The organism is Haloplanus sp. XH21, from assembly GCF_023276355.1.
Classification (GTDB): Archaea; Halobacteriota; Halobacteria; order Halobacteriales; family Haloferacaceae; genus Haloplanus; species Haloplanus halobius.
This window is the reverse complement of record NZ_JALLPL010000001.1, coordinates 1227510-1250543: the sequence shown is the minus strand read 5'-3', so window position 1 is coordinate 1250543 and position 23034 is coordinate 1227510. Positions and strand designations below refer to the sequence as shown.

The 23034-nt window shown below is 67.1% G+C and carries 32 protein-coding genes, 1 tRNA gene and 1 pseudogene; 24 read left to right on the top strand and 10 right to left on the bottom strand.

Going from position 1 to position 23034, the window contains the following annotated elements; translation table 11 throughout:
* The first annotated feature begins 31 nt into the window (after positions 1–31).
* The 4 genes and pseudogenes from MXB53_RS06445 to MXB53_RS06430 all read left to right on the top strand — a co-directional run.
* Entirely contained in the window at positions 32–1000 is a 969-nt protein-coding gene (locus MXB53_RS06445) for an ABC transporter permease (RefSeq protein WP_248898077.1), read from the top strand.
* Complete coding sequence (locus MXB53_RS06440) at positions 1000–2184, top strand: ABC transporter permease (protein WP_248896565.1); 1185 nt, start codon at positions 1000–1002, stop codon at positions 2182–2184. Before MXB53_RS06445 ends, MXB53_RS06440 begins: the two co-directional genes overlap by 1 nt.
* Positions 2184–3245, top strand: coding sequence for an ABC transporter ATP-binding protein (locus MXB53_RS06435; protein ID WP_248896564.1), 1062 nt, complete (start codon positions 2184–2186; stop codon positions 3243–3245). The genes MXB53_RS06440 and MXB53_RS06435 overlap by 1 nt, the downstream gene beginning before the upstream one ends.
* Positions 3242–4450 (top strand): annotated as a pseudogene (locus tag MXB53_RS06430) (ABC transporter ATP-binding protein); the annotation flags it as partial. The gene MXB53_RS06435 and the pseudogene MXB53_RS06430, both read left to right, overlap by 4 nt.
* 329 nt (positions 4451–4779) lie before the next feature.
* Here the strand turns inward: MXB53_RS06430 and MXB53_RS06425 are convergent.
* A complete protein-coding gene (locus tag MXB53_RS06425) occupies positions 4780–5061 on the bottom strand; it encodes a transcriptional regulator (protein WP_248896563.1) in 282 nt (93 codons plus the stop codon).
* Positions 5062–5161: 100 nt separating this feature from the next.
* Between MXB53_RS06425 and MXB53_RS06420 the strand changes: the two genes are divergently transcribed.
* Both MXB53_RS06420 and MXB53_RS06415 read left to right on the top strand, forming a co-directional pair.
* A complete protein-coding gene (locus MXB53_RS06420; protein ID WP_248896562.1) occupies positions 5162–6142 on the top strand; it encodes a nucleotidyltransferase family protein in 981 nt (326 codons plus the stop codon).
* A gap of 51 nt (positions 6143–6193) precedes the next feature.
* The gene (locus MXB53_RS06415) at positions 6194–6448 is read left to right on the top strand and encodes a hypothetical protein (RefSeq protein WP_248896561.1); all 255 of its coding nucleotides are present in this window, start codon (positions 6194–6196) and stop codon (positions 6446–6448) included.
* A 15-nt stretch (positions 6449–6463) separates the two neighbouring features.
* On the opposite strand, the gene MXB53_RS06410 is transcribed toward MXB53_RS06415, so the two are convergent.
* From MXB53_RS06410 to MXB53_RS06400, 3 genes are all read right to left on the bottom strand, one after another.
* Positions 6464–7138, bottom strand: coding sequence for a ribonuclease H-like domain-containing protein (locus MXB53_RS06410; RefSeq protein ID WP_248896560.1), 675 nt, complete (start codon positions 7136–7138; stop codon positions 6464–6466).
* Positions 7139–7189: 51 nt separating this feature from the next.
* The gene (locus MXB53_RS06405; protein ID WP_248896559.1) at positions 7190–7906 is read right to left on the bottom strand and encodes a diphthine--ammonia ligase; all 717 of its coding nucleotides are present in this window, start codon (positions 7904–7906) and stop codon (positions 7190–7192) included.
* Positions 7907–7975: 69 nt separating this feature from the next.
* Positions 7976–8944, bottom strand: a complete 969-nt coding sequence (locus MXB53_RS06400; protein WP_248896558.1) for a phosphoadenosine phosphosulfate reductase family protein — start codon at positions 8942–8944, stop codon at positions 7976–7978.
* A 154-nt stretch (positions 8945–9098) separates the two neighbouring features.
* On the opposite strand from MXB53_RS06400, the gene MXB53_RS06395 reads away from it, so the two are divergent.
* The gene (locus MXB53_RS06395) at positions 9099–9731 is read left to right on the top strand and encodes a helix-turn-helix domain-containing protein (protein WP_248896557.1); all 633 of its coding nucleotides are present in this window, start codon (positions 9099–9101) and stop codon (positions 9729–9731) included.
* On the opposite strand, the gene MXB53_RS06390 is transcribed toward MXB53_RS06395, so the two are convergent.
* Together MXB53_RS06390 and MXB53_RS06385 are read right to left on the bottom strand one after the other, a co-directional pair.
* Positions 9728–10459, bottom strand: coding sequence for a halocyanin domain-containing protein (locus MXB53_RS06390; protein ID WP_248896556.1), 732 nt, complete (start codon positions 10457–10459; stop codon positions 9728–9730). The two genes, MXB53_RS06395 and MXB53_RS06390, sit on opposite strands and share 4 nt — an antisense overlap.
* A gap of 133 nt (positions 10460–10592) precedes the next feature.
* Positions 10593–10664, bottom strand: a tRNA-Ala gene (locus MXB53_RS06385).
* Positions 10665–10894: 230 nt separating this feature from the next.
* Between MXB53_RS06385 and MXB53_RS06380 the strand changes: the two genes are divergently transcribed.
* The 4 genes from MXB53_RS06380 to MXB53_RS06365 are packed head-to-tail and all read left to right on the top strand — an operon-like array spanning position 10895 to position 13400.
* Positions 10895–11362 (top strand): 30S ribosomal protein S15, encoded by a 468-nt coding sequence (locus tag MXB53_RS06380; protein ID WP_248896555.1) that lies wholly within the window; start codon positions 10895–10897, stop codon positions 11360–11362.
* Complete coding sequence (locus MXB53_RS06375) at positions 11363–12526, top strand: exonuclease RecJ (protein ID WP_248896554.1); 1164 nt, start codon at positions 11363–11365, stop codon at positions 12524–12526.
* Complete coding sequence (locus MXB53_RS06370) at positions 12523–12762, top strand: KEOPS complex subunit Pcc1 (RefSeq protein WP_248896553.1); 240 nt, start codon at positions 12523–12525, stop codon at positions 12760–12762. Before MXB53_RS06375 ends, MXB53_RS06370 begins: the two co-directional genes overlap by 4 nt.
* Positions 12759–13400, top strand: a complete 642-nt coding sequence (locus MXB53_RS06365) for a 30S ribosomal protein S3ae (protein WP_248896552.1) — start codon at positions 12759–12761, stop codon at positions 13398–13400. Before MXB53_RS06370 ends, MXB53_RS06365 begins: the two co-directional genes overlap by 4 nt.
* 94 nt (positions 13401–13494) lie before the next feature.
* Here the strand turns inward: MXB53_RS06365 and MXB53_RS06360 are convergent, their stop codons facing one another.
* The gene (locus MXB53_RS06360; RefSeq protein WP_248896551.1) at positions 13495–13911 is read right to left on the bottom strand and encodes a cupredoxin domain-containing protein; all 417 of its coding nucleotides are present in this window, start codon (positions 13909–13911) and stop codon (positions 13495–13497) included.
* Between the two features lie 91 nt (positions 13912–14002).
* On the opposite strand from MXB53_RS06360, the gene MXB53_RS06355 reads away from it, so the two are divergent.
* On the top strand, positions 14003–14683 hold the full coding sequence (locus MXB53_RS06355) for a protein sorting system archaetidylserine synthase (protein ID WP_248896550.1): 681 nt from the start codon (positions 14003–14005) through the stop codon (positions 14681–14683).
* An 82-nt stretch (positions 14684–14765) separates the two neighbouring features.
* Here the strand turns inward: MXB53_RS06355 and MXB53_RS06350 are convergent, their stop codons facing one another.
* On the bottom strand, positions 14766–15062 hold the full coding sequence (locus MXB53_RS06350; protein ID WP_248896549.1) for a DUF7111 family protein: 297 nt from the start codon (positions 15060–15062) through the stop codon (positions 14766–14768).
* A 98-nt stretch (positions 15063–15160) separates the two neighbouring features.
* On the opposite strand from MXB53_RS06350, the gene MXB53_RS06345 reads away from it, so the two are divergent.
* The 5 genes from MXB53_RS06345 to MXB53_RS06325 all read left to right on the top strand — a co-directional run bounded on the left by MXB53_RS06345 (position 15161) and on the right by MXB53_RS06325 (position 17126).
* Positions 15161–15340 carry a DUF7525 family protein gene (locus MXB53_RS06345; RefSeq protein WP_248896548.1) on the top strand — a complete coding sequence of 60 codons (180 nt, stop codon included), beginning with the start codon at positions 15161–15163 and terminating at the stop codon, positions 15338–15340.
* Between the two features lie 89 nt (positions 15341–15429).
* A complete protein-coding gene (locus MXB53_RS06340; protein ID WP_114586681.1) occupies positions 15430–15654 on the top strand; it encodes a DUF7123 family protein in 225 nt (74 codons plus the stop codon).
* A gap of 37 nt (positions 15655–15691) precedes the next feature.
* Positions 15692–16117 (top strand): SRPBCC family protein, encoded by a 426-nt coding sequence (locus tag MXB53_RS06335; protein ID WP_248896547.1) that lies wholly within the window; start codon positions 15692–15694, stop codon positions 16115–16117.
* 1 nt (position 16118) lies between these two features.
* Positions 16119–16931, top strand: coding sequence for a carbon-nitrogen family hydrolase (locus MXB53_RS06330; RefSeq protein WP_248896546.1), 813 nt, complete (start codon positions 16119–16121; stop codon positions 16929–16931).
* Between the two features lie 33 nt (positions 16932–16964).
* Positions 16965–17126, top strand: a complete 162-nt coding sequence (locus MXB53_RS06325; protein WP_248896545.1) for a hypothetical protein — start codon at positions 16965–16967, stop codon at positions 17124–17126.
* A gap of 8 nt (positions 17127–17134) precedes the next feature.
* On the opposite strand, the gene MXB53_RS06320 is transcribed toward MXB53_RS06325, so the two are convergent.
* Positions 17135–17932 carry an RIO1 family regulatory kinase/ATPase domain-containing protein gene (locus tag MXB53_RS06320; protein ID WP_248896544.1) on the bottom strand — a complete coding sequence of 266 codons (798 nt, stop codon included), beginning with the start codon at positions 17930–17932 and terminating at the stop codon, positions 17135–17137.
* Between the two features lie 146 nt (positions 17933–18078).
* Between MXB53_RS06320 and MXB53_RS06315 the strand changes: the two genes are divergently transcribed.
* The 7 genes from MXB53_RS06315 to MXB53_RS06290 all read left to right on the top strand — a co-directional run bounded on the left by MXB53_RS06315 (position 18079) and on the right by MXB53_RS06290 (position 22715).
* A complete protein-coding gene (locus MXB53_RS06315) occupies positions 18079–19581 on the top strand; it encodes a uracil-xanthine permease family protein (RefSeq protein ID WP_248896543.1) in 1503 nt (500 codons plus the stop codon).
* A gap of 70 nt (positions 19582–19651) precedes the next feature.
* Entirely contained in the window at positions 19652–19777 is a 126-nt protein-coding gene (locus MXB53_RS15620) for a hypothetical protein (protein ID WP_283102238.1), read from the top strand.
* A gap of 137 nt (positions 19778–19914) precedes the next feature.
* Positions 19915–20403 carry a metal-dependent hydrolase gene (locus MXB53_RS06310; protein WP_248896542.1) on the top strand — a complete coding sequence of 163 codons (489 nt, stop codon included), beginning with the start codon at positions 19915–19917 and terminating at the stop codon, positions 20401–20403.
* A 137-nt stretch (positions 20404–20540) separates the two neighbouring features.
* Positions 20541–20735, top strand: coding sequence for a cold-shock protein (locus MXB53_RS06305; RefSeq protein WP_248896541.1), 195 nt, complete (start codon positions 20541–20543; stop codon positions 20733–20735).
* 205 nt (positions 20736–20940) lie between these two features.
* Positions 20941–21915 carry an aldo/keto reductase gene (locus tag MXB53_RS06300; protein ID WP_248896540.1) on the top strand — a complete coding sequence of 325 codons (975 nt, stop codon included), beginning with the start codon at positions 20941–20943 and terminating at the stop codon, positions 21913–21915.
* Between the two features lie 152 nt (positions 21916–22067).
* The gene (locus tag MXB53_RS06295; protein WP_248896539.1) at positions 22068–22265 is read left to right on the top strand and encodes a DUF1918 domain-containing protein; all 198 of its coding nucleotides are present in this window, start codon (positions 22068–22070) and stop codon (positions 22263–22265) included.
* Positions 22266–22283: 18 nt separating this feature from the next.
* Positions 22284–22715: an RNA-binding protein gene (locus MXB53_RS06290; protein WP_248896538.1), complete on the top strand. Its 432-nt coding sequence runs from the start codon at positions 22284–22286 to the stop codon at positions 22713–22715.
* Here the strand turns inward: MXB53_RS06290 and MXB53_RS06285 are convergent.
* Entirely contained in the window at positions 22712–23032 is a 321-nt protein-coding gene (locus MXB53_RS06285) for a thioredoxin family protein (RefSeq protein WP_248896537.1), read from the bottom strand. The genes MXB53_RS06290 and MXB53_RS06285 overlap by 4 nt on opposite strands.
* Positions 23033–23034 lie beyond the last annotated feature (2 nt).

The window sequence follows — 23034 nt, the reverse complement described above, 5'->3', positions numbered from 1 at the left end:
CCGGTTCGGGGAGGCGACCGGACCGGTGAGCATGCGCTGGTACGTGGTCCGGCGGGTCGCGTGGGCGGTGATCGCGACGTATCTCATCCTCTCGATCACCTGGGGGCTGCTCGCGATCACGCCGAATCCGGCGGCCGAGCAGATGCAGTTCCAGGCCGCGGCCAGCGGCGGATCGGCGGAGGCCGCCGAGGAAGCGTTCGAGGCGCGACGCGGCCTCGACCGGTCGCCGTGGACTCGCTACCGGGAGTATATGCACAACATGCTGACGCTCAACTGGGGGTGGTCCGAGAGCCGGTCACAGCCCGTGATGGACGCGATCACGAGCGCGCTTCCCTACACCGCCGTCTACTCCATCCCGACGACGATCCTCTCGATCCTCCTCGGCCTCTCGATCGGGCTCTACTCCGCGACCAACCAGTACACCAAGACGGACTACGCCGCCACCTTCTTCGCGTTCTTCGGCTACGCCATCCCCAACTTCTGGTTCGCCATCATCCTCCTGCTGGTGTTCGGGGTGCAACTCGGCTGGTTCCCGGTCGTGTTCGACGCCGACCTACCCTTCCTCAGCCTCGGGATGGCCCGACAACTCGTCTTGCCCGTCATCGTGCTGGTGACGGGAACCATCGCGGGCATCATGCGCTACTCCCGGGCCGAGGCGCTGGAGTACGTCGAAGCGGAGTTCGTCAAGACGGCGAAAGCCAAGGGCGCGGGCGGCTACCGCATCCTCACGCGCCACGTTCTGCGCCCGGCGGCGGTGCCGCTGATGACCATCCTCGTCGGCGACATCCTCGGTATCTTCCTCGCGGCGTCGTATCTCGTCGAGGTGGTGTTCGGCATTCCCGGGCTGGGACAACTGTCCTACAACGCCATCATCGCCCAGGACACGTCGCTCGTGCTCGGGACGACGCTCATCTTCACGTTCGTCTCCGTCATCGGCAACTTGCTCCAGGACGTGGCGTACACGGTGCTCGACCCGCGCATCGACTACGGTGATCGCTGATGGCGGGGACAAGCGACACCGACGACGCGACAGACACCTTCGAATCCGTCGACTGGGAGGAGACGGGCAGTCGGTTCTCGACGCTCTCGCGGCGCGACTGGGGGGCGCTCCTCGCCGGAGTGACGCTCATCGCCGCCTTCGTCTACGACTACGCCGTCGTCCCCGCGGACCAGCCAACGATCACGACGCCCGTCGAGTGGAACGTCACGCAACTGGACTGGCTGTTCGTGGCGACGCTGCTCGCGCTCCTGTTCTACGTCGTCGTCCCGCTCTACGGCAACCGGCGGCTGACCGTCTACTACTGGCGGGAGTTCCGGAAGAACCGGATGGCCGTGCTCAGCATCGGCTACCTACTCGTCGTCTTCCTGATCGGCACCATCGGGCCGATACTGCTCGATCAGCCAGCGCTCGCGCTCGACCAGGCGTACCAGCCCCCCGCCTACTTCTCGGTCGACTCGTCGGTGCCGGTAAACTGCGTCGGCCCCGTCGTCGAGGGGCGATGTCAGGGGACGATGGCCCACCCACTCGGCACGACCGGCGACGGGAAAGACCTCCTCGTGCTCGTCATCTACGGGATGCAGGTCAGCATGAAGGTGGGCCTCATCTCGACGCTGCTCGTGGTCACCATCGGGACGACGGTCGGCACCGTCGCGGCCTACGGCGGCGGCCTGATCGACGAGGCGCTGATGCGCTACGTCGACATCCAACTCGTCTTCCCGGCTTTCTTCCTCTATCTCCTCTTGACGTATCTCTTCGGCGGGAGCCTGTTCATGTTCATCCTCATCTTCGGGCTGACGGGGTGGGGAAGTATCGCCCGACTGGTGCGCTCCGAGGCGCTCCAGCGGGCCGAAGAGGCCTACGTCACCGCCGCGCGGGGCGCGGGCGCCGGCACGCTCTACGTCATCCGGCGCCATCTCGTCCCGAACGTCTCGAACAGCGTCATCACGGCCGCGACGCTACTGATTCCGGGGTTCATCCTCTTCGAGGCGTCGCTCTCCTTCCTCTCGCTCGGCGATCCGACCGTGCCCTCGTGGGGGCAGGTCATCGCCACCGGGCGGAGCGACCTCTCGACGGCCTGGTGGGTGTCGACCGTGCCCGGCGTGTTCCTCTTTACGACCATCCTCGCGTTCAACTTCATGGGCGATGCCCTCCGTGACGCGCTCGACCCGCGACAGGAGACATAATGTCCGAACCACTGCTCTCGATCCGTGACCTGCACACCGTCTTCCACACCGACGAAGGCGTCGTCCGCGCCGTCGACGGCGTGAGCTTCGACATCGGCCGCGGCGAAACCGTCTGCATCGTCGGCGAGTCCGGCAGCGGCAAGACCGTCACCGGCGAGTCGATCACGCACCTGATTCGGACGCCGCCCGGCGAAATAGCGGGCGGCGAAATCGTCTTCGACGGCCAGGACCTCACGGCACTCTCGGACGACGACCTGCGCGACCTGCGCGGCGACCGCATCGCCCACGTCTTCCAGAACCCGCAGGGCGCGCTCAACCCCGTCTACACCGTCGGATGGCAGATCGTCGAGGCGATCCAACTCCACGACGACGTGGGCAAGGAGGCCGCCCGGGCGCGGGCGGTCGACCTCCTGGATCGGGTCGGCATCCCCGAGGCGACACGTCGGTTCGACGACTACCCCCACGAGTTCTCCGGCGGGATGAAACAGCGCGTCTCGCTCGCGATGGCGCTGGCGACCAACCCCGACCTGCTCATCGCGGACGAACCCACCACCGCCCTCGACGTGACGATCCAGAACCAGATCCTCGACCTCCTCGACGACGTGCAGTCGGAGTTCGACATGAGCATCCTGCTCATCACCCACGACCTGGGCGTCGTCGCCGAGGTGGCCGACCGCGTGGTCGTGATGTACGCGGGCAAGGTGATGGAACGCGGCGGCGTCTTCGACGTGTTCGAGCGCCCCTCGCATCCATATACGCGGGCGCTGCTCGACTGTCTCCCCGGCCGGGGCACCGGCGGCGCGTCCTCCATCGGCGGTCAACTGCCCTCGCCGACGGATCCACCCGACGGCTGCCGGTTCCACCCGCGGTGTGCCTACGCCATCGACGCCTGTCGTGAGGGCGACCAGCCACCCATGACGCCGGTCGACGAGGGCGAGGGCCACGTCGTCTCCTGCGTGCATTACGAGCCCGGCGGCGACCCCTCGGTGGTCCGTGGCGAGGACACGCAGACAGCCGATGGCGGGCGACTCACTGACGCTGACGAGGTGACCGACGCGTGACTCGCCCGTTGCTCGACGTCGAGGGACTGAAGAAACACTATCCGGTCACCGAGGGCGTCCTCCGATCGGAGGTGGGTCGGGTCCGCGCCGTCGACGGCGTCAGTTTCACGGTCGACCGCGGGGAGACGCTGGGACTGGTCGGCGAATCCGGCTGTGGGAAGTCGACGGCCGCAACGACGACGCTCCGCCTAGAAGAACCGACCGACGGTCACGTCGTCTTCGACGGAGCGGATGTGACGACGTTCGACGACGCCGAACTGAAACGGTTCCGGCGGCGGGCGCAGATGGTGTTTCAGGACCCCACGTCGAGTTTCGATCCCCGGATGAGCATCGGCGAGTCGGTGGCCGAACCGCTCCGGGTCCATGGAATGCGCGACCGGGAGCGTCGCCGGCGCATCGTCGGTGATCTGCTGGAGCGCGTCGGCCTCGACGCCAGCGACATGGACCGCTACCCACACGAGTTCTCCGGCGGGCAGAAACAGCGGATCGGCCTGGCGCGAGCGCTCGTCATCAATCCCGACCTCGTCGTCGCCGACGAACCCGTGAGCGCGCTCGACGTGAGCGTCCAGGCCGAGATTCTGGACCTCATCGACCGCCTCCAGTCCGCGTTCGGCCTGGCCGTCGTCGTCATCAGTCACGACCTGGGCGTCGTGCGGGAGATCTGTGACCGGGTGGCGGTGATGTATCTCGGCGAAATCGTGGAGACGGCGCCGACGGCGGCCCTGTTCGAGGATCCACAGCACCCCTACACCCGCGCACTACTCGGATCGACGCCGGTGGCCGACCCTCGACAACGGGGACAGGGGACGAGCCTCACCGGCGACGTGCCGAGTCCCGCCGATCCGCCGTCGGGCTGCCGATTCCACACGCGTTGTCCGGAGGTGATCCCGGACGAGGACTACGACCTCTCGCAGTCCACCTGGCGGGCGGTACTCGACCTCCGGCTACGGGTACTGTCGACGGGAATCGATCTCGACGCCGTGCGGGCGTACGCGGGTGAGGGTGATCCCGAGACTGCCGATTCGGGGGCGATCCGGGCCGCCATCCGCGAGGAGTTCGATATTCCAGCCGAACTGCCGGATCCGCGAGCGGAGTCGGCGCTCGGCGACGCGCTGGACCGCATCGTCGCCGGCGACGCCGACGGCGCGGCCGAGCGACTGGCCGAGGCCTTCCCGACGGTCTGTCGGCGAGAACGCCCGGAGCTCGTGCCCGAAGACACCGACCTCTCAGCCGACGAGTGGGCGGCCCTGAAGACGTTCCGCGCGTGGGTGGCGACGCTCGTCGACGATCCCGACGACGTGGTGACGGAGCGACTCCGGGAGCGGTGTGGCGAGGAGACCGACCGCGCGGGCGATATCGACCATCTGGCCGTCCGGGCGGCGTTCCGGCTCCCGGAACCGCTCTCGGACGCGACGGTCGAACGAGCGGTCGGCACGGCGGTCGACGCCCTCCTCGCAGGGCGGGCCGCCGACGCCGCCGACGAGTTGTACGGCGCGTTCGGCCCGCTGCGGGAGCGGGCGTGTCACCTCCACGACTAGTCGATGCGAAAGACCGGTTCCGAGACGTTCTCACTCCGACAGTCGGGGCAGTTCGACGGGTGGTTCACGGGATCGTCGAAGGCGTCGAAGCCGCAGTCCTGACAGGTGGGCGGCGCGACGAGCAACTCCTCGTCCGCGTCCGAGAGGGACCGGGCGACGTGTTCGAGGTGGTCGTAGACGGCCGATCGGGCGGTGCCGACGCGCGTCGAGAGTGCACTCGGCGTTGCGGAGTCGTCACGGAGCGCTGCAACGATGCGTTCCCGGGTCGTCGATTCCATACCCCGTGTAGGGACGCGACCCGTATATTCCTATCTGGAAGTGATCGTTCACCAGTGGGGATACAAAAAGAACTTAGCGCTGTAGTCGGTCGGAACGGGTATGAAGGCCATCGTCCTGGCGGGTGGGTACGCGACGCGTCTGTGGCCCATCACCAAACATCGACCGAAGATGTTCCTCCCGATCGGCGAGTCGACGGTCATCGACACCGTCTTCGAAGATCTGGAGGCCGATGACCGCATCTCGGAGGTGTTCGTCAGCACGAACGAACGCTTCGCCGACGAGTTCGCGTCGTATCTCGCCGACAGCGAGTTCGAGAAGCCCACCCTCTCCGTCGAGGAGACGACGGCCGAGGACGAGAAGTTCGGCGTCGTCGGCGCGCTCGCCCAGCTCATCGACCGCGAGGGCGTCGAGGAGGAGCTCGTCGTCGTCGCCGGCGACAACCTCATCAGCTTCGACATCGCGGAGTTCGTCGACTTCTTCGAGGACAAGGAGACGCCCACGCTCGCCGCCTATGATGTCGGGTCGAAGGAGCGCGCGCGCTCGTATGGCCTGGTCGATCTCGAGGGCGACCGCGTCGTCGACTTCCAGGAGAAGCCCGACGACCCAAAGAGCACGCTCGTCTCCATCGCCTGCTACGCCTTCCCCGCCGACACCCTCCCACTGTTCGACGAGTATCTGGACGCCGGCGAGAACCCGGACGAACCGGGCTGGTTCATCCAGTGGATGCAGTCGCGCCGTCCGGTCCACGCCTTCACCTTCGACGGCGCGTGGTTCGACATCGGGACGCCCGAGAGCTATCTCGACGCCGTCGCCTGGCAGCTCGACGGCGACGACCACGTCGACGCGTCGGCCACCGTCGAGAACGCCACCCTCCGCGGCAACGTCCACGTCATGGCGGGCGCGGAGGTCGTCGACTCCACGCTCGAACGCACCGTAGTCTTTCCCAACGCGACCATCCGCGACGCCGACGTGCGCCGGTCCATCATCGACGAGGAGACGCGCGTCGAGAATCTCGACCTCGCGGACGCGCTCATCGGCGCCCACTCGACGATGCTGAACGGCGCCTCGGGCGACGACTAAGCCGGACTGGTTGTTGGCGGAACGCTAACGTGGCCGCGGCCGAATGGACGTATGGACGTGACACGAACCGTCTCCCAGCGGCTTCCGAACGGCGCACTGCTTCGCGTTCTCGGGGGCGTACTGCTTGGTATCGGTATCGGCCCGCTCGTTCTCATCGTACTCACCGCACCGATACGGGTCGTCTTCGGCGAGATAATCGCGGGGCTCGCCGGGCCGACGATCCACTTTTTCGCCGTCGTGTTCGGACTGGTCACTCTGCATCTCGTGCGACTGTTCCACGCCGGTGACTGGAAGTCCCTGGAGTAGTCGCCGACGCGACGGCTACACGTCGAACTGCGCGCGGGTGCCGAGATAGGAGGGGTCAGGGGAGTCCCCGATATCGGCGTAAAACAGGGCGAAGTTGGCCTCCAGGTCGGTGCGCAGGTAGTGGTCGATGGCCTCGACGAGGGCGTCCCGGAGACGAGCCCCGGTCGCGGTGTCGAGCGTCCGGAGATACGCCGGACCGAGTTCCTCGCCGAAGCGCGTGTTGTCGACGGGGGCGCCCTGCCAGACGGTGGTCGCGGGCGTCAGTCCGTACGCGCGCAGACAGTCCTCGAGGGCGGGCCACGGGTCGCCATCGCGCTCGGCCCGCCGCCGGCGGTCACGAAAGAGGTCTAGGTGGGTGTCGGCGTCGGCCACGGCGGGTCGGGAGATATCGACGCCGTGGCGGTCCAGTCGGGCATCGATAAAGTCCAGATCGAAGCCGACCCCGTTGTACGACACGAGGGCGTCCGCGCCAGCGTCGTCGAGCCACGCGACGGCGTCGCGCACGAGCGCCACCTCGTCGTCGCCCCGCCGGTGGAAGGACTCGTAGGTCGCCTTCGACAGCGGATCGGACCGGTCGTGGTGACCCACGCCGATAGAGACGAGTTCGCCCTCCGCCGGGTCGGCGGCCGTCGTCTCGATGTCGAGCGTCGCGAGGCGGGCGTACCCCGGGTCGTCACGCGGATAGCGCATCGGAGGTACGAACGCGGAGCGGTAGTATGAAAGCGGGGGTTCCCGCGCGGGCTACCCCAAGTGGGCGTCCGTGATGCGGAGATGGCCGCGCGAGCCTTCCCACACCCGCTCCCAGTCGAGTTCGATGGGGCGGTGCATGTGTGGACCGTCGGTGACGAGCGTCTCGAACTCGCCGCCTTCGCCGAGCGGGTGGACGCCGTACTGCTCGTTGAGCGTCTGGAGGTCGGCCAGCGCGTCGGCGTCGAGGCGCCGGCCGAGCCAGGATTCGTCGAGACCGGCGGCCGCAACCTGGACGATCAGGATGTCGACCCCCGCGTCGAGCATGTCCTCGGCCAGCGCGACGGGGTCGCGCTGCCAGAGGGGGGCAAAGAGGTCGATGTCCAGCCGGTCACACATCGCCTCGATGCGACTGGTCTGGTACTCGCTTTCGATGGCGCCGGCGGTGACGCCGGTGAGGCCGTCTTCGGCCTGCAACTCGCGGAGCGCCGCTTCCAGCGGTTCGAGTTCGGCGTCGCCCTGGGCGGCGGAATCGGTCGCGTCCTCGGCGCCGAGGTCGTCGGGGCGGATCTCCACGAGGTCGATGCCGATGCTCTCCGCGGCGAGGCTGGCGAGGTCCGTCGCCGGCACGTGGTACATGTAGGAGTCGTCGCTCGGGTGGACGGTGACCAGATGGCGGACGTCAAGCCCCGTTTCGAGCGCGCGATACAGCGCCCACGAGGAGTCCTTGCCGCCGGAAAAGAGGCTCGCCCAGGCTCCGTTGTCGGTCATCGGCGTCGATAGGAGAAGCGCGGGGTTAGGAACTGCGGTTCGCGCCGTGAGAGTGACCGTCGCCTCGGCTTACATGTAGCCCAGGTCGCGGAGGCGCTCCATGAGGTCCTCCTTGTCCTGGGCGCGGCCGGCGCGTTCGGTCGTGTTCTCGATGTCCTGGAGCCACGCGGGCTCGGTGTCGGATTTCTCGGTGCTGACCTCGCTCCCCAGCGACCGGAAGCCCGCGAAGTATTTCGGGCTGACCGGGATGTCCTCTTGCGTGAGGCCGTTCGGCAGGTCGTCGGCACCCTGGGGGACGTAGCCCTCGTCCGGGAAGCCCTCGACCGTGTCGGGGACGACGTAGTTCCAGAAGGCGTCCCACACGTCGCGTTCCGCGAACTGGAGAATCGGCTGAATGCGGTCGTGGGGCGGGTAGATGTCGGGGTCGTGGCGCGGGCTGAAGAACGTCTCGTCGGCGCGGGCTTCCTGTTCGTCCCAGCGGACGCCGGAGATGACGCCGTCGATGTCGTACTCCTCGAGGGCGTCGTTGAGCGCGACGGTCTTCAGCAGGTGGTTGCCGACGTAGGTGTCGAGCAGGAACGGGAAGGTGTCCTCCTCGTATTCGAGGATGTCCCGAACGTGGTGCTGGTTGTGCTCGGAGAGCGCAGAGACGGGGATGTCGTCACCGGGTTCCAGGTCGTGTTCGTCGACGTACTCGCCCACGTCCTCGTTGCGGGCGTAGATGACGTCGAGGTCCCACTCGTCGGCCCAGCGGTCGACGAAGTCGTGGATAGCGTCAAAATGCTGGTAGTGGTCGATGAACACCGCGGGTGGCACGTCGTAGCCGTGTTTCTCGGCGACTTCCTTGATGAAATACAGGGTGAGCGTCGAGTCCTTGCCGCCGGTCCACATCACGGCGGGATTCTCGTACTGTTCGAGGCCCTTACGGGTGACCTCGATGGCCTTCTCGAGTTTGTCTTCGAGCGTGGGGTAGTCGTCGGGCGTCTGTCCCTCGCCGTCCGTGTAGTCGACGTCGAGGTAGTCGGGGAACTCGCTCATCGTGTAATGAGATATAATTATCGACGATAAAATGCCTTATGACTCGCCGCGTAGCCACGGGAATTCCGCGCGTGCGAGACGGTGACACGCAAGTTCGGCGGCGGCCGTGGTCCCGGACCGTTGGTATATATGCTGTCGACCATCTACCGGGGATATGCCCACGGCGCAACTCGCGGTCACGCTCCCCGAGGAAACCTGGATCGCCGATCTCTCTACTCGTTTTCCGGCGGCGACCTTTCGCGTTCTCGCGGCGCTTCCGGCCGAGGAGACGGGCGTCGGCCTGGTCGAGATCACGGCGCCCGACCTCAACGATGTCCTCTCGCGACTGACCGAGGCCACGGGCGTCCGAGTGTTCGAGGTGCTCCACCGCGGCGAGGACCGGGCGCTGGTGCAGTTCGAGACCGACGACCCGCTCTTGCTTCTCTCGATTCGCAACTCCCGTGCCCCGTTCGAACCGCCGATCACGATCGTCGACGGCGTCGCCGACCTCGAAATCACCGCCTCGCACGACCGGCTCTCGTCGCTGTCGGAGCAACTGCGGACCTTTGGTCTGGAGTTCGACGTTCGGGCGGTGCGCACGTCGATGGATCCTGACTCGGTGGTGAGCGACAACCAGCGAGAACTGATCGAGACGGCCGTCGAGCGGGGGTACTACGACACGCCGCGACGGTGTACCCTGACGGAACTCGCCGACTACCTCGGGATCGCAAAATCGACAGCTAGCGAGCGGCTCCACCGCGCCGAAGGCGCCATCATCCGCGCGTTCGTCTCGGGGGACGACGGTTAGTCGTCGTGACTCGCTTCGCCGTGGCCCGCGTCGCCGTGTTCGGCGCCCGCATCCCCGGGTTTGCCGCCCACGTCTTTGAGCATCATGACGATACCGAAGACGACGGGTGAGAGGAACGCCGCGACGAGCGAGCCGGCGATGAGCAGCGACATCACGATGCCGCCGTCGCCGAGGCCGCCACTGTCGCCGCTACCGCCCTCGCCGCCTCCGCTGCCACCGCTGCCACCGACATCGCCCTCGATGACCTCGGCGCCGGTGTCGATGTCGCCGACGACGACGACGCCTTTCATGCCCATCGCTCGGTGCGGGAGGCAGTAGTATTTGATCACGCCCTCTTCCTCGAAGGTCTGTTCGAACGTGAAGCCTTCCTCGGCGGAGAGGTCGCTCTCGAAGCTCGCCCCCTCCTCGGCGACGACGTTGTGCTGACCGCCCTGACCCGTCCACTCCCAGACGACGGTCGTCCCGGGGTCGACCTGAACGGCCGGCGGGCCGAAGCCGAAGGAGCCCTGATTCGCCTCGGCGCCGACATCGACGGTGATCTGATCGGCGCCAGTTCCGTCGACGAGCCCCTCGTAGTTGCCCACGTCGCTCATCCAGCCGCCGAACGGTTCCGACTGCGCCAGTGCCGTTCCGGTCGCGCCCGCGCCGACCAGACCGGCGCCGACGGCTCCGGCGCCGGCCCGCAGCAGCCGTCGCCGTCCCAGCCGCGCATCGCGTTCCTCGCTCATGGTCGCTTCTCCGTACACACGACCCTACAAAAATATTGCCGGTTTCGTGTCGGTTGCCGTCGACGACGATTGAGGGAATGAACACTCGAGAGTGGACTTGCGGGGTCCTCACGAGCGAACGAAGTGAGCCGAATGGACTTGCGGGGATTTGAACCCCGGGCCTTCCCCGTGCCAGGGGGATGATCTACCGCTGATCTACAAGCCCGCGCTCGCATCGATTCGTACCGCAGTCCGAATAATAAGGGCTTCGACTCGGGCGTCGGACGCCGACCGAGTGCCGGATTCGAAACGGTTTAGTGCGCGAGCGAAGAGGTTTCGGTGGGAACGGCGCGACCGCAAATCCGACTCGCCCTCTGGGCTTGGGATTGCGGTAGTGCGTGACCGACAGCCGTCGGTCACATACACTTCTGCGGTCTGTGCGGTTCCAATCAATCTATGGCACGAATGCACACCCGCCGTCGTGGCTCGTCCGGTTCGGACAAGCCCACGGCAGACGAACCCCCGGAGTGGAGCGACGTGGACGAAGACGACATCGAAGCGCGCGTGGTCGAGCTCGCAGAGCAGGGCCACGACCCGAGCGTCATCGGGATGAAACTGCGCGACGAGGGCGTGAAGGGCACGCCGATCCCTGACGTGAAACTGGCGACGGGCCAGAAGATCACCGAGATCCTCGAGGCCAACGACGCCCGCCCCGAACTGCCCGAGGACCTGCGCAACCTGATGGAGCGGGCGATCGGCCTCCGCGAACATATGGAGGAGAACCCGCAGGACCACCAGAACAAGCGCGCGCTCCAGAACACCGAGGCGAAGATCCGTCGCCTGGTCGACTACTACCGCGGCGACGAACTCGACGAGGACTTCAAATACAGCTACGACGTCGCCGTCGAACTGCTGGAGGAGTAGATGTCCACCGCGCCCGCCACCGAAACGACCGCCGACGCGGCCGACATCGCCACCGCGCTCCGTAACGCCCCGTTCGTTCGGGTCGTCGCGGCCGCGGACGGCGATTCCCTGGCCGCCAGCGGCGTCCTCGCGCGGGCGCTTTCGGACTGCGGAGTCCCCTTCCAGATCCGCGCCGATCCGCTCTCCGACCCCGTTCCCGGCGACGACAACCTCGTCGTCGCGTGTGGAACGACGGGCGGAGATGTCGCCCTCGCCGGGCAGTCGACACCCGCGAGTCTCGTGGCGGCGGACGCGTCACGGGCGCTCGGCGTCGATCCCGATCCCATCGTCGCCCTCGCCGGCGTCGCTGCGAGCGGACGACCGATCGATGCGGGCGCAGCGTCGACGCTGCTCGACGCCGCCCGCGAGCGGACGGCCGTCGAACGCCGGCCTGGCGTGGCGGTGCCGACGGCCGACGTCGCCGACGGACTCGCACATTCGACGCTCGTCCACGCGCCGCTCTCGGGGGACCCCGAAGCGGCACGGGACGCGCTCGATGCAGTCGCGTTCCCCGACGCTCCGTCCACCGAGGACCACCGCCGTCTCGCCTCGTGGCTCGCCATCGAGGCGACGGCGTCGTCGGCACGAGCCGCGACGGCCGTCGAACGGGCGCTCCGCCCGCACGCGACGCCCGACGGCCAGTTCGCGACGATCGAAGGCTTCGGCGACGCGCTCGACGCGGCCGCCAGCGAGCGCCCGGGAGCGGGCGTCGCCCTCGCGCTCCGCGGCGACGACGCGACCCGAGACGCCGTGCTCGACGCCTGGCGCACCCACGCCCGCGCGGTGCATTCCGCGCTGACTACGGCGACGACCGGGCGCTACGACGGCGTCTTCGTCGTGCGCACCGACGACGGCCACCCCGGCCGACTCGGAACGGTCGCGCGCCTCAGTCTGGCGTACCGCTCACCCGAACCCGTGGTAGTGGCCGTCGCCGGCGACGACGCCGTGAGCGCGGCCGCCGCGGCGAGCGCCGACGACGACGCGCTCGACGAGGCGATGCGCGTCGCGGTTCGAAATGTCGACGCCGACGGCACGAGCGCGGGCGATACACGGCGAGCGACGGCGCGGTTCGACGACGAGGTTCCAGTATCGCGGTTGATCACGGCGTTCAGGGAGGCGCTATGAGCGAGAAACGCGCCTGCATCGAGACGACCCACGAGGACGCGCCGACCATTGCGGCCGCACTCCGGCCGGACAACACGCCGTCGATGACGACGCGCGTGGACGACGGCGCGATCCGGACGACGGTCGAACGCGAGACTGCAGGCGGACTGCAGTCGACCGTGGACGACTACGTGGTCAACCTGACGGTCGCGGAGACCGTCGCACGAACGGCACGCGAACACAGTACACAACCATGAGTGAACGCTCAGTATCCAAGCAGAAACGAGGCAAGCGCTGGTATACGGTTTTCGCCCCCGAGGAGTACGACCGGGCGGAACTGGGGAAGACGGTTGCCGACGAACCGGAGAAGATCATCGGCCGAACGATCGAAACCACCCTCGGTGATGTCACGGACGACGCCGGGGCGAACAACACCAAACTCACGTTCAAGATCACGGACGTGGGGTCGGACTCCGCCTACACGGAGTTCGTCAAGCACGAACTCACGCGGGACTACCTGCGGAGTCTCGTGCGCCGCGGCGCGTCGAAGATCGACGCGACCATCACGGTGCTGACGACGGACGACCACCGCGTCCGCGTCCAGCCGGTCGCGTTCACGACGAAGAAGGCCGACCGCAGTCAGGAACAGGCCATCCGTCGGATCATGATCGATCTGATCGAGGAAGCGGCCGCCGAACGCGACTTCGACTCCTTCGTCGAGAGCGCGGTCGAAGGACGGCTCTCCTCCGCCATCTACGGCGAGGCCAAGACCGTCTACCCGCTCCGTCGCGTCGAGATCCAGAAACTCACGCTCGAAGCGCGACCCGAAGAGGTCGCCGCCGAGGAAGAGGCCTCGGTCGACGTCGACGAAGAGGACGTCGCGGTCGAAGAGTAACGCTGTCGGCCGTCGACAGCACGAGCGGCGATCCGCTATTTTTGTCGACGACGCGTCGTGAGAGGTGTCACCGCTGTGGAGCGAGAACAGACCGTCACTCCTCGACGACGACCTGCCCGACCATCCCCGCGCGTTCGTGCGGGATGCAGAAGTACGTGTAGCGGCCGGGCACCTCGAACCGCCGGCTGTAGGTCTGCCCGGTCGTGAGCGCGCCGTTCATCCCGTCCCACGCCTCGCGCGCGGCGCGCTCGCTGTCGTAGCCGCCGGTCGCGAAGTAGTCGGCGCCGTCCGGAATCTGCTCCGCGTAGGCGGTCACGGAGTGGGCGCGAGCACTGTTGTTGTACCAGACCACTTCGTCGCCGGGCGCGACAGTGATGGTGGCCGGTTCGAACGCCGTCGCGGTCATGCCGACGTCGCCGTCGACGCCACCGGACATCCCAACAGCGGCACAGCCGGCACCTCCAGCGGCGCACGCCGATCCGAGCATCGCGAGCATCCGGCGTCTGTGCATATCTGATTCTCATCGCCCGACCGATAAATGCGCCGCGGTTCGTCAGCCGAAGGTATAAAGACGTAAATCCGCGGTCGCTGAGAGTGGGGATATGCAACCGCGGTTCGTCGGACGCCTGGGCCTCGCCGATGCCGTCACAGTCGGCAACGCGATGCTCGGGTTCGTGGCGGCGTTCGTCGCGGTTCAAGACGCGGGGCTGGCCGCACGCATCGTCCTGCTGGCGGCCGTCCTCGACGGTCTCGACGGGGTCATCGCGCGCAAGCGTGGCGGGAGCGCCGCGGGGCCGTATCTCGACTCGCTCGCCGACGTCGCCTCGTTCGGCGTCGCGCCCGCCCTGCTCATCGCCTCGCGGGCGGCCGAAGCGTGGACGTTCGGCGGGGAACCGCTCCGGTACGCGCTCGGTCTCCTCCTCCCTGCGATCTACGTCGGGATGGCGGTCACGCGCCTGGGGCTCTACACCGCGTACGACAGCGGATCGTCGGAGACGAAGGGCGTGCCGACGACGCTCGCGGCGACCATCCTCTCGGCGGGCGTCCTCGCCGGATTCGTCGGGCCAGGCCTCCTGGTCGCGCTGTCCGGGCTGCTCGCGGCGCTCATGGTGACCCAGATCACGTACCCCGACCTCCACCCGCAGGACGCCATCGTGATGGGCATCGTGCAGGTACTCGCCATCGTCCTTCGGGGGCGACCCGGCGAGGTGTTCGCCTTCGCCCTGCTCTTTCTGGCGCTCGCGTACCTCACGCTCGGCCCGCGGTACTACTGGACCGGTTGATACGGGGTCTTGGAAGTCGGTACCGGTGGATCGCCGACCCGTCCTGGGGACCCACGGAAGCAGTTACAAGAAACCGTACGAGTCACATCCCCATGTCGCTCGCTCCCGCCGGCACCGGCAGGTCGCCGACACGAACGCCGAGCAGTTCGGCGGCGTGGTCGAGCGCCATGTCGAAGCCGTAGTACCGCTCCAGTTCGTCGCCGTCGACGGTTCGACGGACCGTCACCATGGCGTACCCCTCCTGGTTCTGGGCGATCACGGCCGTCTGGCCGTCGCGCTCGAACGAAAGCACGCGCTCCGCCCTCGTCTCGTCGTAGTGAGCGGTGATCCCGTCGTCGGCGACCGTCTCGCCGTCTCGCTCCGCGTCGTGGTCGGGCATAGCCGTCCATCGGCGCCCTCCCTGTCGAATCTTCCGATCCGGCGTCTCGGTGCCACCCAGCCGAATGAGCTAAGTGGCCGCCGGCGGACGCTCCGTGTATGGCCCTCGATGCCGCCGAGACGGACAAGGGAGTGGGGTTCGGCGTGCTGTTTTCCATCGTCGCGGTCGGCGGCGCGGTCGCGATGCTCGCCGCACCGGGACAGTTGGCGAAAGCCGGCGGGTTCGCCCTCGCCGTGACGGCCGCGTTGCTCGCCGTCGTGGCGATTCAGGCGTACTGAGCCGCGGGCGAGCGCTCTGCCCTCGCGCCGTGATCGCCCGCCCCGGCTTGAAAGAGTTAAGACTGTGAATAACGTACCATGGGTGAACGATGACCTCTCTGACCGAAGAGGAGCGGCGAATCCTCGCGTACCTCCACGATAGCGTCTCCCGGGGGGAACGCTACTTCCGCGCGAAGAACATCGCCGACGCCATCGGCTTGACCGCCAAACAGGTCGGCTCCAGGCTCCCGCGTCTGGCGGAGAAATCCGAAGACGTGGAGATCGAAAAGTGGGGGCGCGCGCGGTCGACGACCTGGCGCGTCACGCAGGGGTGACCCCCGTCTTTTTCACCATCCGACGGGACTACTGCCTATGACTGTGCGTGTCCAGCGGGTGTTCGAATTCGAGGCACCACCCGAGCGCGTCTGGGCGTTCATCGCCGATCCGGGCAAGCGAGCCGGGGCCATCAGCGTCGTCCGCGATTACGAGGTCGACGGCAGACACGCCACCTGGCATATCGACCTCGACCTGCCGATGATCGACCGCACGGCGACGGTCGAAACGGAAGACGTCGAACGCGACGAACCCCGGTTCGTGAAGTTCGTCGGCCGGTCGAGCGTCCTGCGTGTCACCGGCGAACACCGCATCGAAGAGACCGACACGGGCTGTAAACTCCACAACGAGTTCGTCGTGGACGGCCGTCTCCCTGGCGTGGAGCGGTTCTTCAAGAAGCGCCTCGACGCCGAACTCGACAACCTCGAGGCGGCGCTCCGGCGCGACCTGGGGCGTCCGGCGTAACATGAAACTCGCACTCGCTCAACTCGACGTGACCGCCGGGGATGTCTCGGCCAACTTGGAACGGGCCGAGGCCGCCGTCGCCGACGCCGCCGCCCGCGGCGTCGACCTCGTCGTCCTCCCGGAACTGTTCACCGTCGGTTACTTCGCGTTCGATTCCTACGCACGCGAAAGCGAGGGCCTCGACGGCCCGACCTTCGGCCGCCTCGCCGACCTAGCCGCCGACCACGGCGTCGGTCTGCTCGCGGGCAGCCACGTCGAGGATCTCGAAGCGAGCGCGGCGACCGGCGTCGACGTGCCCGCAACCGAGGGCCTCGCCAACACCTGCGTCTTCTACGATCGCGACGGGACGCGCCGCGGCGTCTACCGCAAACACCACCTCTTCGGCTACGAATCCGCGGAGACGCGCCTGCTGACGCCGGGCGAGTCGCTCGCGACCGTCGACTTCGAGGGGTTCACTGTCGGGATGACGACGTGTTACGACCTGCGGTTTCCGGAACTGTACCGGCGGCTCACCGACCGCGGCGCAACGCTCGTCTGCGTGCCGAGCGCGTGGCCCTACCCCCGCGTCGAACACTGGCGGACGCTGGCGCGGGCGCGGGCCATCGAGAACCTCACCTACGTCGCCGCCGCCAACGGCGCCGCCACGTTCGAGGACGCAACGCTACTCGGTCGGTCCACCGTCTACGATCCCTGGGGGACGGCCCTCGCGAGCGCCGGTGACGACCCGACGCTCGTCGTCGCGGAGGCGGAGCCCGAGCGGATCGAGGCGGTGCGCGAGGAGTTTCCCGCCCTGCGGGACCGACGCGACCGGTAGGACGACCCTGCCGGTCACGGGGTCGGTGGATTTATGAGCGAGAGGAAGCTATCGACGGGTGCCGACGCATCGACGCTTTTCTCGTCGAGACTCGGCAATCAAACCCACCACCTCGTCGCTCGCCTCGACTTCGGGTCGAACGCCTCTCGCCCGGCAGAGGCGGTTCGACCCGCGCTCCCGCCCGCTTCTCGATGATCTCTCGATCACGTCGCTCGCTTCTCGATCTCGCCTTTGAGCGCCGCGGCGTCGCAGTCGTGATCAGGGCGGATGTTGACGAAGTCCAGAAACTCCCGGGCTGCGAGCAGTTCCGACGGGTCGTACGCCGTCGCGGCCGCGTCGACGGCGGGGCCGGCGCCGATGAGCGGTTCGAGCGCCGCGAGACCGCAGGCTACGTCGTACGACCGGGCGTCTTCGCGACCGCTGGTGCCGACGTTCGTCGCGTCGATGAAATAGAGGTCACCGTCGAGAATGAGGACGTTCTCCGCCCGGAGGTCGCCGTGAGCGAGGCCATCGTCGTGGAGTCGGCGGAGGGCGGCGAACAGTTTCGGGGCGAGTTCGCGCTCCGTCTCGCGGTCGAGTTCGTCGAGCGGGCGGAACTCGGGTAAGTATTCGAGGACGACGACGCCCAACCCGTCGATTTCCAGGGCTTCGAGGGGCTCCGGCGCGTTGAGACCGATTTCGCGCATCCGATCGGTCGCTTCGAGTTCGTGTTTCGCCATGCCGTACGGCGTCCCGAAATGTTCGAAAAAGCCCTCGGTCCCCGCGGAGAAGACGCCGATGTTCCGGCCGGTGGTGATGATCGCGTGCACGAGGGAGTTCTGGCGCGAAATAACCTTCACGAAGAGGTCCTCGTCGAGGACGAGCGGCGTCGAGAGCCAGTTGTCGGCGTCGAGATGGCGAACCGACGGGTCGTCGCGCCCGTACCGCGTGGCGATTTCCGACACCACGGTTGCGAGGCGCTCGTCGTCGATCCGCCCGCGGAGGAGCCGCCTGACTTCCATCGGTCACGCCTACGCTGCCGGCCGGGATATATTATTGGTCCGCCACCGCGACGACGATCACGGGCGCTGGCTGCAGCCCCTGAATCCGGTCGATTTTAAGCATTCGGGGAGTCACGTCGCGGTATGGCCTTTGGTGAGACAGTCGTATGAGCGGGGACGAATCGTCCGGGTTCGTGGAGTACGGCATCGACGACAAACCACCGTTTCTGACATCGGCACTGCTCGGCGTCCAGCATTACCTGACGATGGTCGGGGCGAACGTCGCGGTGCCGCTGATTCTGGCGGGGGCGCTCGGGATGCCCGACGCGGTGGTGCCGCGGTTCGTCGGCACCTTCTTCGTCGTCTCGGGTATCGCCACCCTCGCACAGACCACGTTCGGCAACCGGTATCCGATCGTCCAGGGAGCGCCCTTCTCGATGCTCGCCCCAGCGCTCGCGGTCATCGGCGTCGTCCAGGCGAGCGATCCGGCGGGACCGGCCTGGGAGGCGGCGCTCCTCCAGTTGCAGGGCGCCATCATCGTCGCCGCCGTCGTCGAAGTCGCGGTCGGTTATCTGGGTCTTCTGGGCCGTCTGCGGGCGTATATCTCGCCAGTAATCATCGCGCCGACCATCGCGCTCATCGGCCTGGCGCTGTTCAACACGCCGCAGGTGACGGCCGCGACGGGGAACTGGTGGCTGCTCGGCCTGACGCTCGGCCTGATCGTCCTGTTCTCGCAGTATCTTGGCGACAGCGCGCGGGCGTTCCAGCTCTTTCCGGTCCTCCTCGGCGTCGTCGTCGCGTGGGTCGCCGCCGCCGCCCTCTCCGTGACCGGCGTGTACACGGCCGAGACATCCGGGTTCGTCGATCTCGCGTCAGTGGCGTCGGCGCCGGCGCTGATGTCTATCTACCCCCTGCAGTGGGGGATGCCCCAGATCGAAACGGCGTTCGTCATCGGCATGCTCGCCGGCGTGGCCGCATCGATGCTCGAGTCCTTCGGTGATTACCACGCCGTGGCCCGTCTCTCGGGCATGGGTGCGCCGAGCGAGAGTCGGATCAACCACGGCATCGGAATGGAGGGGCTGATGAACGTCTTCGCCGGCCTCATGGGCACCGGCGGATCGACCTCCTACTCCGAGAACATCGGCGCCATCGGCCTGACCGGCGTCGCCTCCCGATACGTCGTCCAGATCGGCGCCGCGGTGATGCTCGTGGTCGGCTTCGTCGGCTACTTCGGCCAACTCATCGCCACCATCCCCGATCCCATCGTCGGGGGCCTCTACGTCGCCATGTTCGGCCAGATCGTCGCGGTCGGCCTCTCGAACCTGGAGTACGTCGACCTCGACTCCTCGCGGAACGTCTTCATCGTCGGCATCGCGCTCTTTACCGGCCTTGCGATCCCCGCCTACATGGGGAACGTGGGCAGCGCCGCGGCGTTCCGCGAGGGGATGCGAAGCGTCGCCGTTCTCGGCCCCGTCCTCGGCGCCCGGGCGATCGCAGACACCATCTACGTCATCGGTTCGACGGGGATGGCCGTCGGCGGCCTCGTGGCCTTCTTCCTCGACAACACCATCGAGGGCACGCGCGAAGAGCGCGGTCTCGTCGAATGGGAGCAGGCGACCGAAGACGAGACCGCCTTCGCCTCCGCATTCGACCGGTTCCTCCGGGACTGACCGGACGCCATCGTATTTAGGGGAGCCTAAAAACCGCCGGGTTTTTGTGTCTTTAGGCTAGCCTAAAACCATGCGGCGAACGGAACGACAGGCGTTCGAACCGACCGCCCAGGCGGCTCCAACGGGGACCGGCGGGCACGGGGGGTCTCGTCGTGACGGGGCCGCCCGGACGGAGGGCCGACTCACCGAGGCGTAACCGACGGGGACTGCCCTGTTCCCCACTAGACGACCCCCCGCTACCGTGGGCACCCATACCTCCCTCCACTCCTGTACACCTCGTCGGTTCGTCCCGCAGCCGAAAGGTTCTGGTTCCTCTCGCTCGCACGTACGCCTGTGTACCGACGGGGCCACTGGGGCGTCTCCATGCTCGTGTTCGCACCGATCGGGTTCGCGCTCGTCGCCGTCGGACGGCCGACGTTCGCCGTCGCCGGCGGCGCCGTGATGCTCTGGTTCGCGATGCTCCCCGACTACGATCACCGGATCCCCTTCCTCTCGCACCGCGGTGTCACCCACACCCTCGCCTTCGCCCTCCTCGTGGGCGCCGCCGGCGCGGGCGTCGGCTACGGCCTCACGGCCGCCGCTGGCGGGGGCCGCACGACGCTCGTCGCCTTCGGCTTCGCCATCGGGACGCTCACGGTGCTCGCACACCTCCTCGCGGACGCGCTGACGCCCGCGGGCGTCCCTCTCCTGTGGCCGCTGTCCGGCCGCGACTTCTCGGTGTATCTCACACAGGCCGACAACACCGTCGCCAACCTCGCGCTGTTCGCCATCGGCGCCGGCGCTATCGCGGCCGCCGCCCTCCTCGCCGTGCAGGTTGCCTGAACGTTCGCGCGATAAGATAGCGATGTTTCGCCCAGAAGACGCGTATCGGCCAGTTTCCGCGCGCATTATCGCGCTATCTACACTTTTCGGGCGCGCCCAGAAACCTTATCTGTCTGCTTTTCGTCGTATGCAACGCAATGGCGACAGGTACGGTTGCGTTCTTTAACGACACAGGCGGTTACGGGTTCATCGAGAGTGAAGATGCGGACGAAGACGTCTTCTTCCACATGGAAGACATCGGCGGCCCGGACCTAGAAGAGGGACAGGAAGTGGAATTCGACATCGAACAGGCCGATAAAGGCCCCCGCGCCACCAACCTCCAGCGACTGTAGGTCCGGGTCACCCCCGACCGCCGACGCTGGACGAGTTGTCTTTTTTCACACTCGTGAGCGCCGGCTACAGCGATCCGTCCGCCGTCGGGCGTGGCGCTGGTCGCCGAGCAGCCAGAGCGTCACGTCGGCCCTGCGCGTACGCGATGGAACGCTCAAAACGCGGGGGGCGCCGGGGTTTTTGTGCCGGCGTGGCGAGTGCGAGCGTATGGAGTACACTACCCTCGGCGACACCGGGATGGAGGTGTCACGCCTCTGTCTCGGCTGTATGAGCATCGGATCGAGCGACTGGCGCGACTGGGTGCTCGACGAGGAGGACGGCGCCGAACTCGTCGACCGCGCCATCGAACTCGGGATCAACTTCTTCGACACCGCCAACATGTACTCCAACGGGGAGTCGGAGCGCGTCCTCGGCAACGCGCTCGACGGCCGGCGCGAGGAACAGGTCGTCGCCACCAAGGGCTACTTCCAGATGGACGAGGGCGACCCCAACTCGGGCGGCCTGTCGCGAAAGGCCATCGAACAGGAACTCGAACACAGCCTCGACCGCCTCGGGATGGACACCGTCGACCTCTATCAGATCCATCGCTGGGATTACGACACGCCCATCGAGCAGACGCTTCGCGCCCTCGACGACGCAGTGCGGCGGGGACGGGTCCGCTATCTCGGCGCGAGTTCGATGTGGACCCACCAGTTCGCCGACGCGCTCCACACCAGCGACCGACTCGGGCTGGATCGCTTCGTCACCATGCAGAACCACTACAACCTCGTCTACCGGGAGGAGGAACGCGAGATGTTGCCGTTCTGTGAACGGGAGGGCATCGGCGTCATCCCGTGGTCGCCGATGGCGAGGGGGTATCTCACCCGTCCCGACGAGGCCATCGACGCCACGACGCGCGGCGAGACCGAGGAGCGGATGTACGAGCACCCGTACCGCGAGGGCGGCGGTCGCGAGAGCAACGCCCGCGCCGAGCAGTTGGCGGAAGAGCGCGGCGTGAAGATGGCCCAGATCGCGCTCGCCTGGGTGCTGGACAAGGACTGGGTAGACGCCCCCATCGTCGGCACCACGTCAATCGAGCACTTGGAGGACGCCGTCGAAGCGCTCGAAATCGATCTCAGCGAGAGCGACGTCGAGTTCCTAGAAGAGCCGTACGAACCCGTCCCCGTCTCGGGGCACTCCTGACTATAGTAGCCTTCGTAAGTCATCGCACACCTGATCGCCAGACTGCGTGCGATCAGGTGTGTAAACAGTTCCAAACGCTACTATATATGGTGACCGTCGGCGCCGGACGGTGAATCAGCGACCTTTTATGCGCCCCGGCGGAACTACCGGCCATGAGCTTCGAGAAAGAAGATTCGGTCGTGCTCCACGACAAACACAGTGAGTACGACGGCGAAGTCGGAACGATCACGCAGGTGATGGAGACGATGTTCGGCGACGCCACGTACACGGTCAGCTTCGAGGATGGGCAGGAGACCGGCGTCCCCGAGGACGCCCTCGAACCCGCCGACGGCGACGAAGACGACGAGTAATTCGGACGCTACTTCTGTATGTCGGGTGTCCCCTTTCATTACGTCGACCTGCGAACCTTCTGTTACACGACCGAAGACGAGAAGCGCGTCGAGTCCGCCCTCCGCACCTATCTCCCCGAGGAGTACGACATCGAGCAGCAGGTGACGACCGGTCACCACGGCGACCGCATCGTCGTCCTCTCGGCGCGACTCGAAAACGCCGACGACGTGCGCCACGTGCTGGACAAACTCGTCGACCTGCCTGACTACGACGCCTTCCTCGACGAACTCGACGACCGAGTGTCCGAGGACTGCTCGCTGTATCTCACGCTGGACAAACAGGCCGCCTTCCGCGGCGAAATCCGACAGGGCGACGGCATCACCCTCCGGGCGAAGGTCGAAGCCTACCCCGCGAAACGCGAGGCGGCCGTCGAGAACGCCCGCGAGGCGTTCGAAGCGGCGCGCGACTAGTCCAGAAACTCGATCACTCGCTCGGCGCCGACGAACCCCTCGTCCAGTCGGGCTACCTGTTCTCCCTCCTCGAACAGCACCAGCGTCGGCACGCGCCGGATGTCGTACGCCTCGATGAGCACCGGATCGTCGCGGGGGTTGACGAGGGCGACCGTAATCCCCGTCTCGCGGGCGACGTTGCTCAGAACCGGTTCCATCGCCGCACAGGCGCCACAGCCCTCGGTGTAGCACTCGACGAGCAAGCGGTCGTGATCGCCGACGACATCGTCGAGGGCGGTCGCGTCGATTCGGCCGAGGACCGTCCCGTCGTCAGTCATCG

Excerpts from the sequence above, each read along its gene's own strand:
- MXB53_RS06340 (WP_114586681.1), top strand. The coding sequence starts at position 15,430 with ATGACCTCTCTGACCGAAGAGGAGCGGCGAATCCTCGCGTACCTCCAC.
- MXB53_RS06320 (WP_248896544.1), bottom strand. The coding sequence starts at position 17,932 with ATGGAAGTCAGGCGGCTCCTCCGCGGGCGGATCGACGACGAGCGCCTC.
- MXB53_RS06290 (WP_248896538.1), top strand. The coding sequence starts at position 22,284 with ATGTCGGGTGTCCCCTTTCATTACGTCGACCTGCGAACCTTCTGTTAC.
- MXB53_RS06390 (WP_248896556.1), bottom strand. The coding sequence starts at position 10,459 with ATGAGCGAGGAACGCGATGCGCGGCTGGGACGGCGACGGCTGCTGCGG.
- MXB53_RS06365 (WP_248896552.1), top strand. The coding sequence starts at position 12,759 with ATGAGTGAACGCTCAGTATCCAAGCAGAAACGAGGCAAGCGCTGGTAT.
- MXB53_RS06350 (WP_248896549.1), bottom strand. The coding sequence starts at position 15,062 with ATGCCCGACCACGACGCGGAGCGAGACGGCGAGACGGTCGCCGACGAC.
- MXB53_RS06305 (WP_248896541.1), top strand. The coding sequence starts at position 20,541 with ATGGCGACAGGTACGGTTGCGTTCTTTAACGACACAGGCGGTTACGGG.
- MXB53_RS06435 (WP_248896564.1), top strand. The coding sequence starts at position 2,184 with ATGTCCGAACCACTGCTCTCGATCCGTGACCTGCACACCGTCTTCCAC.
- MXB53_RS06325 (WP_248896545.1), top strand. The coding sequence starts at position 16,965 with ATGAGCGAGAGGAAGCTATCGACGGGTGCCGACGCATCGACGCTTTTC.
- MXB53_RS06335 (WP_248896547.1), top strand. The coding sequence starts at position 15,692 with ATGACTGTGCGTGTCCAGCGGGTGTTCGAATTCGAGGCACCACCCGAG.
- MXB53_RS06410 (WP_248896560.1), bottom strand. The coding sequence starts at position 7,138 with ATGCGCTATCCGCGTGACGACCCGGGGTACGCCCGCCTCGCGACGCTC.
- MXB53_RS06420 (WP_248896562.1), top strand. The coding sequence starts at position 5,162 with ATGAAGGCCATCGTCCTGGCGGGTGGGTACGCGACGCGTCTGTGGCCC.
- MXB53_RS06285 (WP_248896537.1), bottom strand. The coding sequence starts at position 23,032 with ATGACTGACGACGGGACGGTCCTCGGCCGAATCGACGCGACCGCCCTC.
- MXB53_RS06300 (WP_248896540.1), top strand. The coding sequence starts at position 20,941 with ATGGAGTACACTACCCTCGGCGACACCGGGATGGAGGTGTCACGCCTC.
- MXB53_RS06415 (WP_248896561.1), top strand. The coding sequence starts at position 6,194 with ATGGACGTGACACGAACCGTCTCCCAGCGGCTTCCGAACGGCGCACTG.
- MXB53_RS06395 (WP_248896557.1), top strand. The coding sequence starts at position 9,099 with ATGCCCACGGCGCAACTCGCGGTCACGCTCCCCGAGGAAACCTGGATC.
- MXB53_RS06380 (WP_248896555.1), top strand. The coding sequence starts at position 10,895 with ATGGCACGAATGCACACCCGCCGTCGTGGCTCGTCCGGTTCGGACAAG.
- MXB53_RS06355 (WP_248896550.1), top strand. The coding sequence starts at position 14,003 with ATGCAACCGCGGTTCGTCGGACGCCTGGGCCTCGCCGATGCCGTCACA.
- MXB53_RS06345 (WP_248896548.1), top strand. The coding sequence starts at position 15,161 with ATGGCCCTCGATGCCGCCGAGACGGACAAGGGAGTGGGGTTCGGCGTG.
- MXB53_RS06315 (WP_248896543.1), top strand. The coding sequence starts at position 18,079 with ATGAGCGGGGACGAATCGTCCGGGTTCGTGGAGTACGGCATCGACGAC.
- MXB53_RS06295 (WP_248896539.1), top strand. The coding sequence starts at position 22,068 with ATGAGCTTCGAGAAAGAAGATTCGGTCGTGCTCCACGACAAACACAGT.
- MXB53_RS06425 (WP_248896563.1), bottom strand. The coding sequence starts at position 5,061 with ATGGAATCGACGACCCGGGAACGCATCGTTGCAGCGCTCCGTGACGAC.
- MXB53_RS06330 (WP_248896546.1), top strand. The coding sequence starts at position 16,119 with ATGAAACTCGCACTCGCTCAACTCGACGTGACCGCCGGGGATGTCTCG.
- MXB53_RS06445 (WP_248898077.1), top strand. The coding sequence starts at position 32 with ATGCGCTGGTACGTGGTCCGGCGGGTCGCGTGGGCGGTGATCGCGACG.
- MXB53_RS06375 (WP_248896554.1), top strand. The coding sequence starts at position 11,363 with ATGTCCACCGCGCCCGCCACCGAAACGACCGCCGACGCGGCCGACATC.
- MXB53_RS15620 (WP_283102238.1), top strand. The coding sequence starts at position 19,652 with ATGCGGCGAACGGAACGACAGGCGTTCGAACCGACCGCCCAGGCGGCT.
- MXB53_RS06360 (WP_248896551.1), bottom strand. The coding sequence starts at position 13,911 with ATGCACAGACGCCGGATGCTCGCGATGCTCGGATCGGCGTGCGCCGCT.
- MXB53_RS06400 (WP_248896558.1), bottom strand. The coding sequence starts at position 8,944 with ATGAGCGAGTTCCCCGACTACCTCGACGTCGACTACACGGACGGCGAG.
- MXB53_RS06370 (WP_248896553.1), top strand. The coding sequence starts at position 12,523 with ATGAGCGAGAAACGCGCCTGCATCGAGACGACCCACGAGGACGCGCCG.
- MXB53_RS06405 (WP_248896559.1), bottom strand. The coding sequence starts at position 7,906 with ATGACCGACAACGGAGCCTGGGCGAGCCTCTTTTCCGGCGGCAAGGAC.
- MXB53_RS06440 (WP_248896565.1), top strand. The coding sequence starts at position 1,000 with ATGGCGGGGACAAGCGACACCGACGACGCGACAGACACCTTCGAATCC.